The sequence below is a fragment of the Janthinobacterium sp. genome, assembly GCF_031995485.1.
Classification (GTDB): Bacteria; Pseudomonadota; Gammaproteobacteria; order Burkholderiales; family Burkholderiaceae_D; genus Janthinobacterium.
In genome coordinates this window covers 21552-34858 of sequence record NZ_DAMAGB010000035.1, presented here as the reverse complement: position 1 = coordinate 34858, position 13307 = coordinate 21552, and the positions used below count along the sequence as shown (strand labels likewise).

The following is a 13307-nucleotide window of genomic DNA, read 5'->3' as shown; positions in this document are numbered from 1 at the left end:
TCAGAACTGAAAGTAGAGAAATTCGGTGACGCGGTTCATGCCAAAGATGCAGGCGACAAACAGCGCCGCAAAGCCCAGGCTCCAGCGGCGCGTGGGCCGCCATTGAAAGGCCCGGCGGCCCAGTTGGCCGGGCTGAAATATTTTTTCAATACACGGCTCGTAATGACAGAATATTTCTTGCGTATTGGGGGCGCGAAACGCCAGCCAGATGGCAGCCAGCAATACCGGCAAGCCCGGGCCGGCCAGCTGTATCCAGCGGATGCCATCGAATGCCGGCTGCCAGCCCCATTGCGCCAACGCGGCCGCATGGTTTTCCAGGGCGCGCGGCAGGCTGACGCCATTCGCGCCGAACAGCGCGCCGAGGATGTCCCAGGCGGTAGGTACGTCCGGCGCGCGGAAGAAGATCCAGGCCAGCATGACGGCGAGGAAAGTCAGCAGGCCCGGCCACCAGCGCCCTTTGGCCGGGCCGAACAGTTGCTGCCACGCTTGCTGCAGCACCAGGTACAGGCCGTGCAGGCCGCCCCAGATGACAAAGGTCCAGCCGGCGCCATGCCACAGGCCGCCCAGCAGCATGGTCAGCATCAGGTTGCGGTAGCGCATCACCTGCCCGCGCCGGCTGCCGCCCAGCGCGATGTACAGGTAGTCGCGCAGGAAACGCGACAAGGTCATGTGCCAGCGGCGCCAGAAGTCGGCAATATTGGCCGCCTTGTACGGCGAATTGAAGTTCAGCGGCAGCTTGACGCCGAACAGGCGCGACAGGCCAATCGCCATGTCGGAGTAACCGGAAAAGTCGAAATACAGCTGGAAGGTATAGGCCAGCACCCCGATCCACGCCTCGATCAGGGTCGGCTGCGCGCCGGCCGCAAACACGGGGATCGCCAGCGGCGACAGGTTGTCGGCGATCAAGACCTTTTTTGCCAGGCCAACGACAAAGATCGACAGGCCGATGGCAAAATTGGCCGCATGGGGCCGCACATTGGCCGGATCGGCAAACTGCGGCATCATTTCGCGGTGGTGCAGCACGGGGCCGGCGATCAGGTGCGGAAAATAGCTGACAAACAGCACATAGTGGATAAAGCGGTATTCGCGTACCTCGCCCCGGTAGCAGTCCACCAGGAAGGCGATCTGCGTAAACGTAAAAAAGGAAATGCCGATCGGCAGGATGATGTCGAGCGGCGCCAGTGTGCCGGCGCCAGCAGTGGCAGCGACGGCATTGACGCTGTCGATAAAGAAATTGGCGTATTTATACCATGCCAGCAGGCACAGGTTCAGCGCCAGCGCCGCCACCAGCGCACGCTTGCGCGCCGCGCCCGAGCAAGCACCGATCAGGCGGCCACCGAGATAATTGACCGTGATCGAGGCCAGCAGCAGCGGCAGGTAGCGCACATCCCACCAGCCGTAGAAGAACAGCGAGGCGGCCGCCAGCCAGGCCGCCGGAGCCAGTGGCCGCGCGAACCTGCCCAGCAGGAAATAGCCGGCCAGCACGATGGGCAGATAGAAAAACAGAAAACTGAAGGAATTAAACAGCATGGCGTCTCCCGGCCGCGACATGGCTGGCGTGCAGATGGAAATAACTGCCGGCGATCTGGGCCGCCACGCGCTCCCAGCTGAACGGCTGCACCAGTGTCTGCACGCGGCGCCGTTCGGGGCGCTCGGCCACCAGCTGTTCGATCGCCAGCCGCTGGGCGGGACCATCGTCCCAGCGCACCTTGCGCAGCGCAAACGCCGAATCGGGCAGGTCGAGCGCGCTTTGCGCCGTCATCACCACCGGCGTGCCGGCCGCCAGCGCTTCGAGTACCGACAAGGGCAGCACCTCGCCCTGGCTGGGCAAGGCGACCACGGCGGCGGCATGGAAGGCGCTGGCCAGCAGCGGGTCGGCGTGTTCCAGGCTGCCCAGCCAGGTGACATTCGGCAAGGCCAGCACCTGCTGCAGATAGGCCCGTTCGTGGCGTGGCGCGGCGCCGATCAGCACCACGGGCAAGGAGCTGCCTTGCAGCGCCAGCGCCAGCCCCAGCTGGTTTTTATAGGCAGAGATGCTGCCGACCATCAGCACGAACGGGCCGGCAATCCCCGTTTCGCGCCGGAACAGATCTTCATTGGCGGTAAAGAAATGGCCATTGACGCCGTTCGGAAACACGCGGATTTTCCCCGCCGCCACGCCGAAGCCCTGCACGATGGCGTCGCGCTCGGCCTCGCCCAGGGCGATCACCAGGTCGGCCAGCTGCAGCGCGCGCTTGGTCTGGGCGTAGCTGGTCTGCACCATCCATTCCGTCAGCCGGCCCGCCAGCCGGTCGGCCAGCCGGGCGCGCCAGGCGGCGGCGCGGTTCCAGCCGGGCGACAGCAGCGGCGACAGCACCACCGGCAGGCCCAGCTCGCTGGCCATCTCGACCAGTCGGAAATTGCCATTGATGGCGGAAAACACATGGATCAGGTCGTATTCGTTCAGCCGGTCGTGGTTGGCGTCCACCAGCTGCACCTGCAGCGCACGCGTGGCGCCCGGCGCCAGCCGGTTCAGGGCGGCAATGGTTTCGCGCACCTGGATCTGCAAGCCGCCGTCGCGCTGGAACAGCATGGGATAAGACAGGATGCCGACTCGCATGGTGATCGCTTCCCCTCAAGGCGGAGTTCTGGCCGCCAGCAGCTTGCCGGCCAGTTTGCGCTGCAGCAGCACGCATTCGGCCGCCAGCTCGTGTTTCAACAGGAACAGCCCGCCGAGCCAGCACAGCAAGGTCGCCAGACCGGTCCCTACCAGCGCCAGCAGCGGCATGGCATGCGGCAGTTCGTTCGGCAGCAGGATCGACATCAGCAGCGGCGCGGGCGCCGTCAGGCCGCACAGCAACAGGCTTTTGCGCACGGTGCGCAGCAGCAGTCGCCAGTCCAGGCCGTTGACCGTGCGCAGCGCCCGGTACACCAGCCAGCTGCGCAGCAGCAAACTTGCCATCACGGCCCATGCCACCGCCACCAGGCCCAGCGGCGCCGCCGCCAGCACCAGCGCCACTTTCAGCGCGCCGGCCCAGGCATCGATCCCGACCTGCACGCGCAACTGGCCCGTTGCCACCAGCAAATAGCGGGCCATGCTGAACATGCTATACACGGCCGACGACAGGCACATGATGCGGATCAAGGGCACGCAGGCAAGCCACTGCTGTCCGTACAACAATTTGACCAGGGGCAAAGCCATGCAGGCGAGAAAGAAAAAAAACGGCCAGGCCAGCGCCGTCATATAGCTGACCGTGCGCAGATAGGCCGGCGCCGCCCCGCCCTGCCCGCGCTGTGCCTTCTCCCTGTCATGCTGGGCGAACAGCGGGAACACCACCGGCGAAATGGCGCTGGTAATCAACTGGTTGAACATATTGAGCACGCTTTGCGCCTTGCCGAACAGTGCCAGGCTTTCGATACCGATCAGCTTGCCGATAATCAGGTCCGGCGCCGCCACGCTGGCCTCGTCGATCAACCCGCCGCCAGTCGACACCGCGCCAAACGCCGCAATCGCCCGCATGCCTTTCGTGCCCGGCAGCCATGGCAGCTCGCGCGGACGCAGCGCCAGGCTGGCCAGCAAGGATGCCAGCGTGCCGGCCAGCGCCGCCCACACCATGCTCATGTAGCTGTAGCCCAGCAGCGCCAGCCCGACGGCCACCAGCAGATTGGTGACGCTGTTGGCCGCGTTGATCAGGTATATGGCGCGAAAACGCAGTTGCCGGCGCAGCATCGGCATGGTCAGGGCGCTGAACGGGATCAGGACAAAATTAATCGACAGCAGCTGCAATACCAGCCGCAGCCGTGGCTCGTCGTAAAACCGCGCCAGCGGACCGCTGCCCGCCAGCACCAGCGCCGCCAGCAACCAGGCGACCAGCACGCTGGTGGCCAGCGCCGCGCGCAGCTTCGGTCTGTCGAGCTGCTTTTCCTGGATCAGGTATTGGCCCACGCCGAAATCGCGCACCACCTGCGCCAGCGCCACCAGTACCGCCCCCAGCGAATACACGCCCACCTCGGCTGGCGTGAGCAGGCGCGACAACATCATGGTGGCAACGATGCCCAGCAACAGCACCGTGTATTTCTCCGCAAACGAGAACAGCAGGGAATGGCGGGTGGCATTCATGCGGCGCAGCCCCGTTCAGACCAGGCCGGCATAGAACTGGCGCAACTGCCGTTCCAGCCGCGGCATCGAATAGCGCTGCTCCGCCTCGCGGCGGGCCGCCAGCGCCATGCTTTCCCGGCGCGGCGCATCAATCAGCAGGCCGGCCACCAGTTCGCAGGCGGCCTGTTCGTCGTCCAGAGGCAGCAGCAGGCCACCGGCACAGTCGCCCAGGATATCGCGGGTGCCTGGCACATCGGTTCCCACGGCCGGCACGCCGCAGGCCAGCGCCTCAATCGTCGCGATACCGAAGCCTTCGTTGCGGCTCAATAGCAGATGCAGGTCGAAGGCCGGCATCAGCAGCTCGATGCGGGCTTGGTAGCCTGTAAAGATCACGCGCGCATCGAGCCCGGCCGCCTGCACCTGCATGCGCAGCATCGCCTCCAGCGGGCCGGTGCCGGCCAGCACCAGATACAGGCGGGGGAAACGGTCGTGCAGCTGCAGGAACAGCGCCAGCAGCGCTTCGGGCCGCTTTTGCGGCGACAGCCGCGCGACCGATCCCAGCACCAGCGCGTCCTGTGGCAGCCCCAGCTGATCGCGCGCCTGCCGCCTGCGCTGCGGGGAGACAATAAACACATCCGTATCGACACCGTTCGGTATCACGGCCAGCCGCGTATCGGGCGCCAGCATGCCGCGGTACAGCGCCATGAAGTGCTGCAGGGCCGATGGCGATACCGCATACACGCCCCTGACAGTGCGCAGCGCAGTTTCCAGCAGCGGCCGCTGCCAGGCGCTGAAGGCTTCAAAAGGAAAGGCGTTATGCACGCTGATCACGGCCGGCAGGCGCAAGCGGCTGGCCAGCCACAGGATCGAGGCGCCATACGCGGTCCAGCAGAAGGCCACATGCACCAGATCGGCGCGGTAGCGCCGCAGGCGCCAGGCGCCTGTCAGCCGGGCGCGCAGGAAATTGAGGCGGCGCCACGTCCAGTGTTCGATGAACAGCGGCGGTTCATACACGCTGACGCGCAGTTGCTGCTGCTTCAGGCCCTGTGCCCAGCGCGCATAACCGGGAAAGCGCCGCAGCGCCAGCAGGCTGTGATAGCCGGCGCCGTCGAGCATGCGCGCTTCCTGCGCCATGCGCAGCTCCATGCCGCCCAGTTCGCCTGAATAGCTGGTGAGCAGGATGCGCGCGCGCCGTTGCGGCTGCCCGCGCCAGGCTTCATGAAAGTAGCCGCGCAGATTGGCCAGCTCCCAGCGCCGCACAAATACGGCCTCCCGGTTGCGCCGCAGCCAGGCCCCCAGCAAGCCGATGCTTTCCCGCACCATCCGCCCCAGCATCCAGCGCGGCAGGCCCAGCCATCGTGGTGCATGACCCGGCGCTTCCTGGCGGAAGCGTCCCCGGCCATATAGCCAGGCGCGGCGCAGCACCCAGGCAGGCTCGACCTGCGTGGCGCGGATGATATGGGCCACGCATGCCTGCGGACAGAACCAGGCCAGGTGGCCGGCGCGCGCCAGGCGCAGATTCAGCTGCACTTCGCCGCCCATCGCATAGCTGGCGCCGTTCGGTCCGATGCCCTCGTCAAAACGCACGCCGTCCATGAATACCCGCCGCCGCACCGCCATATTGGCGCCCCACACCAGGCCGGGATAGACGGGACCGCCGGGCAGGCCCGGTGCCGTCAGGCCCCAGGTCAGGCCCGGCGGCGTGTGCGCCAGCAGCCACGGCGCCGGCGGCACGCGCCAGGCCGGCACGATGGCGCCGCCAAACAGCGCATGGCCGGGCTGGCGCGCGGCACATCGATGCAACTGTTGCAGCCAGTCCGGCCGGGGCACGGCGTCGTCGTCGCTGAATACCAGCAGGTCCTGGCCGTCGCCGGACTGGCGCAGGAGCTGGTCCAGTGCCGCGTTCAGGGCCGCATTCTTGCCCCGTTTTGCCACCTGCAGCGTGCTCATGGGCAAACGCCCCTGGAAAGCGGCGATCACCTCTGGCGTGGCGTCGCCGCTGCCATTGTCGGCGATCAGCAGCCGCCAGCCGCCGGGCGGCGGCTGCAGCGCCATGTACGCCTGCAGGACTTCGGGCAAGGTGCCGGCGCCGTTATAGGTCGCCATGATGACGGTCAGCAAGCGCTTCTCCTTGAATGTAGCGGCCAGTGTAAACAGCGTATTTTCCGGCCTGTTGACAGGGGTCAAGACCTGCCGCGCGCGATGCGTCGACACTATGCGACACCATGCGCGACATCCTGATTACCCTGATCGTCTTCGGCTCGCTTCCCCTGATCTTCAGGGCGCCCGTCAATGGCGCGCTGATGTGGGTCTGGATCAGCGTGATGAATCCCCATACGCAAGGCTGGGGGTTTGCCACCCAGCTGCCGTTTGCCATGATCATCGCGGTGGTCACCCTGTTCAGCATGGCGCTGTCGCGCACGCCGAAAGGCCTGCCGCTGACGCCGGTCAGCGTGTTGCTGCTGCTGTTCGTGCTGTGGATGAATGTGACGACGCCGTTTGCGCTGCTGCCGGCGCTGTCCTGGGTGCAGTGGAACAAGGTGATGAAGATCATGCTGATGAGTTTTGTGGTGATGATGCTGATCCGCACGCAGCGCGATATCGTCAGGCTGATCTGGGTGCTGGTGGTGTCGATCGGCTTTTACGGCATCAAGGGCGGCATCTTTACCATCCGCAGCGGCGGCACGGAACGGGTGTGGGGACCGGAGGCGACTTTTATCGGCGACAACAATGCGCTGGCTCTGGCGCTGATCATCACGATACCGCTGATGTATTATCTGCAGCAAAACAGCGACAGGCGCTGGATACGCCACGGGCTGGCCGGCGCGATGGTCTTGAGTGCGCTCGCGGCGCTCGGTTCCTATTCGCGCGGCGGCCTGCTGGCGATTGCGGCCATGTGCCTGTTCATGTGGTTCAAGAGCGGCAAGAAGGTGGCGCTGGGCGCGCTGCTGTGCCTGGTCGGCCCGCTGCTGCTGGCCTTCATGCCCGAGCGCTGGGCCGAGCGCATGGACACCATCAATACCTATCAGCAAGACAGTTCGGCGCAGGGCCGCATCAATGCCTGGAGCATGGCCTGGAACCTGGCGCGCGACCGCTTCCTGGGCGGCGGCTTCGAAGTATCCGATCCGGGCATCTTTGCCCGCTATGCGCCCGACCCGCAAGCCGTGCACGCGGCGCACAGCATTTATTTCCAGGCGCTGGGCGAACATGGCTTTGTCGGCCTGGCCCTGTACCTGGCGCTGGGCTGGGCTACCTGGCGCACGGCCGCCGCCATTATCCGGCTCTCGCGCGGCAAGCCCGAGCTGGCCTGGGCGCTGGGCCTGGCCACCATGAGCCAGGCCAGCATGGTGGGCTTTGCCGTCGGCGGCGCATTTCTGAGCCTGCTGTATTTCGACATGCCGTATTACCTGATGGCGGCGCTGATCGCCACGCGCATCCTGGTCGAACAATCCCTGGAGGCCGGCCAGCCGCTGGCGGCGCATGGCCGGCTGGTACGCCAGCCATGAGCGGCGCCGACCTGTCGATCCTGATCTACCACCGCGTGCTGGCGCAGCCCGATCCGCTGTTTCCCGGCGAAGTCGACCGTGTGCTGTTCGAGCGCCAGTTGCGCCTGCTCAGGCGCTTTTACACGCCGCTGCCGCTGCCGCAGGCCTTGCAACGCCTGCAGGACGGCAGCCTGCCGCCGCGCGCCGCCTGCATCACGTTCGACGACGGCTATGCGGATAACGCCGAGCACGCGCTGCCGCTGCTGCAGCGGCATGGCCTGCATGCCACCTTCTTTATCGCCACCGGCTACCTGAATGGCGGCCAGATGTGGAACGACCGCGTGATCGAGGCCGTGCGCCACGCCACCGCCGCCACGCTGGACCTGGGCGACCTGGGCCTCGGTCCGTTGCCGCTGGCCAACATGGCCCAGCGCCGCGCCGCCATCGGGCATGTGCTGGGCAAGCTGAAATACCTGCCGTTCGAACAGCGCCAGCGCCTGGCTGCGGAAGTGCAGCGGCGCGCAGGCGGCGCCATGCGCGGCGATCCGCATGCGATGCTGACCAGTGCGCAGCTGCAGCGGCTGCAGGCGGGCGGCATGGGCATCGGCGCGCACACGGTCAGCCATCCCATCCTGGCGGTGCTGTCGGACCGCGCCGCGCGCAACGATATCGCCAATGGCAAGCGCGAACTGGAACAGCTGCTGCAGGCGCCGGTGACGCTGTTTGCCTATCCGAATGGCAAGGCCGGCCGCGATTACGGGCCGGCCCATGTGGAGATCGTCAAAAGCCTGGGGTTTGCCGGCGCGGTGGCCACCGACTGGGGCGTGGCGCGCCCCGGCCCCGGCCTGGACCTGTTCCAGCTGCCCCGCTTTACGCCGTGGGATCGAGCACGCCTGGCGTTTCTGTGGCGGCTGCGGCAGAACCGCAAACGAACGCCGTCGCCTGTGCATGCGCGCTGAGCCACTGCTCCAGCATCATCAGTATCCACACCATGGTGCCATGATAGGCAGGATGCTGGTGCAGCAGCCGGCCCTGCAGGTCGTCGATAAAGGCCGGCCGCACGATGGCGCGCCGGCGCAGCTGCGCCAGGTTGTCGAAAGCAAACGCGCGCAGCTGCGCATGGCTTTGCAGCCACAGGCCAAACGGCAGGCCAAAACCGTGCTTTTTCTTGCGCACGATGGCAGGCGGCAGGATATCGGCCAGCGCGCGCTTGAAAAACGGCCGCAGCTGCGTGCCCTTGAGCTTGTCTTCAGGTGGCAGGCTGGACGCAAACGCCAGCATGCTCCGGTGCAGGAACGGGAACGCCGCCTCCACGCCCGCCAGTTCGCACGCCTTGCGCACCTTGGGCAGGTCGTTGTCGGCCAGGGTAAACCGCATGTCCAGCGCCAGCAAGGCATTGATCTGGCTCAAATGGCGTTCCGGCCGCTGCCACCAGGCGCTGTTCAGGCAGGCCAGCGCCATGCCGGGATCGATGGTTTCCAGGAAACCGTCTTCCAGTACCGTGCGATGGCCATAGTGCTGCAGCAGGTTATAGCTTTCCAGCCGCCCCGGCAGCGCCATGCTGGCCTGTTCGATATAGCTGCGCGCCTTGTTGCCGAGCCGAGATGGACGGCGGATACCATCACGAAACAGCAGCGGCTCGATCACGCTCTGGCGCAGCAGCGCCGGCAGGCACTCGTAGCGCGACAACAGCGCCTGGCGCGCATAGCGCTCGTTGCCGCCAAACAGTTCGTCGCCGCCGTCACCGCCCAGCATGCGGTGCACGCCGTCGGCGCGCGCCATTTTCGCGCAGTAATAGGCGGGAATGGCCGAGGCGTTGCCGAACGGCTGGTCGAAGATGGCTGCCATGGCGGGAATCGCCGCCAGCACATCGTCGGCCGTCACGTAGTATTCATGGTGCACGCTGCCCGCATGCCGGGCGGCCAGGCGGGCATAGTCCATTTCGTCGTAGCCGGGCGCATCAAAGCCGATCGAATAGGTGCGCGCGCCCCGCCCTGTTACCTGCTTGATAATGGCGGCAATCGTCGAACTGTCGGTACCGCCACTGAGGAATGCCCCGGTGGTATCGGCCGCGTCGCCCAGGCTGCTTTCCACCGCCAGGCGCAGGGTGCGCAGGAACGCCTGCCGGCGGCTGGCAAACCTGTCACGCGTGTTTTCCTGGAACGACAGGGTCCAGTAGCTGCCCTTGCACTGCCGCCCCGCGCGTACATGCAGGTATTTGCCCGGCAGCAGGCGCTGCCAGCCCAGGTGGACCGTGCCGGGCGCCGGCACCATATGAAAGAACAGGTAGTGATACAGCGCCTGCGGATCGAGCGCGCCGCGCACGCCGGTGTGCGCCAGCATGGCGTCGTGCGACGAAGCAAACACCAGCCCTTGCGCATGGCTGGCATGGCTGAGCGGCAGGCTGCCGGCTCGGTCCACCGCCAGCAGCAGTTCGCCGGCGGCCGTATCGAGGATGGCCAGGGCGAATTCGCCGCCAAGCGCTGCGCAGGCGGAAGCGCCTTGCGCCTGCCACAGTGGCGCCAGCCGTTGCGCCACGTCCAGCCTGGAGTTGCCCAGCTCGGGCCGGCCCCACAGCGCAATCAGCAAGCCGTCCTGCTGGTGCAGATGGGCGGAGCCATCGCCAGCAGCGACCGCCACGGCACTGCCACCGCTGCTCAGCATGTGTAGCGGCGCGCCGTCAAAACGCGACAGCGGCCCGGCCATGGCCTGGATCTGATCGGCCTGCCCGGCGCCAGCCAGGAAACCGCACAGCCCGCTCATACCAGCACCTCGGCCGGCAGTGGATGGCCGAGAAACGCGGTCGGACTGGCGCTGAGGCCGTAGGCGCCGGACTGGAACACCACTACCAGGTCGCCTTCGCCGGCGCGCGCCATCTCCATCTGGTCGGCCAGCAGGTCCAGCGGCGTGCACAGCGGCCCGACCACGGAGACGATCTCGCGCTCGCCGCCATGCAGGCGGTTGCCGATCGCCACCGGGTAATTCTTGCGGATCAGCTGGCCGAAGTTGCCCGATGCGGCCAGATGGTGATGCAGGCCGCCGTCGGTCACCAGGAACACCTGGCCATGCGAGACCTTGCGCTCGATGACCTGGCACACATAAATGCCGGCCTCGGCCACCAGATAGCGGCCCAGCTCGATATTCAGCCGCGCGCCCGGTGCCGACGTCGCCAGCCGCTGGAGCTGGCGCTGCAGGCTGTCGGCCAGCGGCGCCAGCTCCAGCGCGCTGTCGCCGGGAAAGTACGGCACGCCGAAGCCGCCGCCAATATTGAGTACCTTCAACGGCCCTGGCGCGTCGATCGCCAGCTGCAGCGCCAGCTCGACACTGGCCGCCTGCGCCTCGGCCAGCGCCAAGGCCGACAGGTTCTGCGAACCCGAGAACAGATGAAAACCATGAAAATCGAGCTGCAGCTGGCCGATCCGCCCCAGCAGCGCGGGCACCAGCGCGGCATCGACACCGAACGGCTGGGCGCCGCCGCCCATGCGCATGCCGGCGCGGCGCAGGGAAAATTCGGGATTGACGCGCACGGCCACTCTGGGCGCCAGCCCCAGCCGGTCGCCGGCCTGCGCCAGCCGTTCCAGCTGCGCGCGCGATTCCACATTGACCAGCACGCCCGCCGCCACCGCACGCGCCAGCTCGCCGTCGGTCTTGCCCGGCCCGGCAAAACTGATGCGCGGCGCCGGCATGACCGTGTCGAGCGCGGTGGCCAGTTCGCCGGCCGAAGCCACGTCGATGCCGTCGACCAGGCCGGCCAGCCACTGCACCACGGCCGGCATCGGATTGGCTTTCATGGCGTAATGCAGGTGCACGCCGGCCGGCAGCGCGGCGCGCAAGCTGGCCACGCGCTGCCCGATCTGCGCGCGGTCATAGGCGTAGAACGGCGTGCGGCCGATGCGCTGCGCCAGACGGTTCAAGGGCATGCCGCCAAACTGCAGCATGTCGCCGTCGCGCGCCAACTGGTGCAGGACGGCATGATCGGGGCCGGGCGCGTTCACGGCTTGTCTCCCGGCTGGCCGTACTCCGGCGCCAGCAGCTCGGCAACCTCGCGCACCAGCAGGGCCCGGTCGATCTTGCCGTTCGGATTGCGGGGCAGTGCCTCGCTGCGGATATCGAGCCACAGCGGCATCATGTAGGCGGGCAGGCGCGCACGGCAGGCAGCCAGCAAGGCGCTGCGCTCGAGCGCCATGCCGGGTGCAGCCGTGACCAGCAGGGCAATCGCCGCCCCCAGCAAGGGATGCGGCACGCCCAGCGCCACCGCTTCGCCCACCAGGCCGCTTGCATACGCCACCTCCTCGATTTCGGCCGGGCTGACCCGGTAGCCCGAGGTCTTGATCATTTCATCGTTGCGGCCGACAAAATACAGGAAACCCTGCGCATCGCGGCGCACCGTGTCGCCCGACCAGACCGCCAGTTCCGGCAGCACCAGGCCAGTTGCCTGCGGCGGCAGCGGCTTGAAGCGCTCGGCGGTGCGCGCCGCATCGTTCCAGTAGCCCAGCGCCACCAGCGCGCCGCGGTGCACCAGCTCGCCCGGCTCGTCGGCGTCGCAGACGCTGCCGTCGGGCCGCAGCACCAGTATCTCCGCGTTCGGGATCGCCTTGCCGATCGAGTCCGGGCGCGCTTCGAGCTGGTCCGGCGGCAAAAAGGTGGAGCGAAACGCTTCGGTCAGACCGTACATCAGGAAGATCTGCGTGCGCGGCAGGCAGGCGCGCAGCTTGTCGACCGTCCCCGGCTGCATCACGCCGCCCGAATTGGTGAGATAGCGCAGCGGCGTCGACAGCGGCCAGCTCAGCTGCGACAACTGTATCCACAGCGGCGGCACCGCCGCCAGGCCCGTGATCGCTTCCTGTTCCACCGTCTCGATGATGTCGCGCAGCAGCAGATAATTCATCAGCACCGCGCAGGCGCCGCTGGCAAACGCCGTGGTCAGCTGGCTCAGGCCATAGTCAAAGCTGAGCGGCAGCACGCACAGGATGCGGTCCTGCGGCGTATTGTGCAGGTAGCCCGACACGCTGAGCGCGCCGGCCACCATATTGCGGTGCGACAGCACCACGCCCTTGGGCCGGCCGGTGCTGCCCGAGGTATACAAAATGGCCGCCATATCGGTATCGATCACGGCGTGCGGCGCCTGCGGCAGGTCGGTTCCCAGCGCCATGACGGCCGCCCAGGACAGCACCGGCAAGCCATCCTGCAGGGTATCGGGCTGGCGCTCGCTGGTAACGATGAGGTGCTTCAGGGCCGGACACGCCGCCAGCACCGGCGCCAGCTGCGCCAGCCGTTCGCGCGAGGTGACCAGCACCGCCACGCCGCAATCGGCCAGGATATAGGCCACCTGCTCGGGCTTGAGCAGCGGATTGACGGGCACGAACACAGCGCCGGCGGCCGCCGCGCCAAACATGGCGATGACGTTTTCTTCGCGCTTTTCCAGGTAGACCGCCACCCGCTGGCCCCGTTGCAGGCCCAGGTGCAGCAAGGCGCTGGCGCAGTCGCGCACGCACTGCTGCAGGTCGCCATAGGCCAGCGACACGCCCTGGTACGACAGCGCGGGCGCCGCCGGAGCATGGCGCGCGGTATCGAAGATGAATTCATGAATCAGTGTCGCCATCGTCAGCCTTTCTTGGGGTGGTGCACGGGGTGATCGCAAGTGATGCATACCTTGCATCCCCTATGATTGGGACAAATGGCAGCGTTGTTCTTGATTTTCATCAACTACGGTCGACACGCTAGCGGCTGCACGGCTTGAGCCT

General features: G+C 66.9%; 9 protein-coding genes. 2 read left to right on the top strand and 7 right to left on the bottom strand.

What is annotated here, in order from left to right; all coding sequences use genetic code 11:
• Genes RTQ46_RS18380 through RTQ46_RS18365 form a run of 4 tightly spaced genes read right to left on the bottom strand, consistent with a single transcriptional unit; the run spans position 1 to position 6199 of the window.
• The gene (locus tag RTQ46_RS18380; RefSeq protein ID WP_312438842.1) at positions 1-1530 is read right to left on the bottom strand and encodes an MBOAT family O-acyltransferase; all 1530 of its coding nucleotides are present in this window, start codon (positions 1528-1530) and stop codon (positions 1-3) included.
• On the bottom strand, positions 1520-2599 hold the full coding sequence (locus tag RTQ46_RS18375; protein WP_312438841.1) for a glycosyltransferase: 1080 nt from the start codon (positions 2597-2599) through the stop codon (positions 1520-1522). The genes RTQ46_RS18380 and RTQ46_RS18375 overlap by 11 nt, the downstream gene beginning before the upstream one ends.
• A gap of 15 nt (positions 2600-2614) precedes the next feature.
• Entirely contained in the window at positions 2615-4099 is a 1485-nt protein-coding gene (locus RTQ46_RS18370; RefSeq protein WP_312438839.1) for a lipopolysaccharide biosynthesis protein, read from the bottom strand.
• A gap of 15 nt (positions 4100-4114) precedes the next feature.
• A complete protein-coding gene (locus RTQ46_RS18365; protein WP_312438837.1) occupies positions 4115-6199 on the bottom strand; it encodes a glycosyltransferase in 2085 nt (694 codons plus the stop codon).
• Between the two features lie 104 nt (positions 6200-6303).
• Between RTQ46_RS18365 and RTQ46_RS18360 the strand changes: the two genes are divergently transcribed.
• Positions 6304-7584 carry a putative O-glycosylation ligase, exosortase A system-associated gene (locus RTQ46_RS18360; protein ID WP_312438834.1) on the top strand — a complete coding sequence of 427 codons (1281 nt, stop codon included), beginning with the start codon at positions 6304-6306 and terminating at the stop codon, positions 7582-7584.
• Positions 7581-8522: a polysaccharide deacetylase family protein gene (locus RTQ46_RS18355; protein WP_312438833.1), complete on the top strand. Its 942-nt coding sequence runs from the start codon at positions 7581-7583 to the stop codon at positions 8520-8522. Before RTQ46_RS18360 ends, RTQ46_RS18355 begins: the two co-directional genes overlap by 4 nt.
• Here the strand turns inward: RTQ46_RS18355 and RTQ46_RS18350 are convergent.
• The 3 genes from RTQ46_RS18350 to RTQ46_RS18340 are packed head-to-tail and all read right to left on the bottom strand — an operon-like array spanning position 8434 to position 13165.
• Positions 8434-10326, bottom strand: a complete 1893-nt coding sequence (locus tag RTQ46_RS18350; protein WP_312438831.1) for an asparagine synthase-related protein — start codon at positions 10324-10326, stop codon at positions 8434-8436. The genes RTQ46_RS18355 and RTQ46_RS18350 overlap by 89 nt on opposite strands.
• The gene (locus RTQ46_RS18345) at positions 10323-11558 is read right to left on the bottom strand and encodes a pyridoxal-dependent decarboxylase, exosortase A system-associated (protein WP_409518352.1); all 1236 of its coding nucleotides are present in this window, start codon (positions 11556-11558) and stop codon (positions 10323-10325) included. The genes RTQ46_RS18350 and RTQ46_RS18345 overlap by 4 nt, the downstream gene beginning before the upstream one ends.
• The gene (locus RTQ46_RS18340) at positions 11555-13165 is read right to left on the bottom strand and encodes an acyl-CoA ligase (AMP-forming), exosortase A system-associated (RefSeq protein WP_312438829.1); all 1611 of its coding nucleotides are present in this window, start codon (positions 13163-13165) and stop codon (positions 11555-11557) included. Before RTQ46_RS18340 ends, RTQ46_RS18345 begins: the two co-directional genes overlap by 4 nt.
• Positions 13166-13307 lie beyond the last annotated feature (142 nt).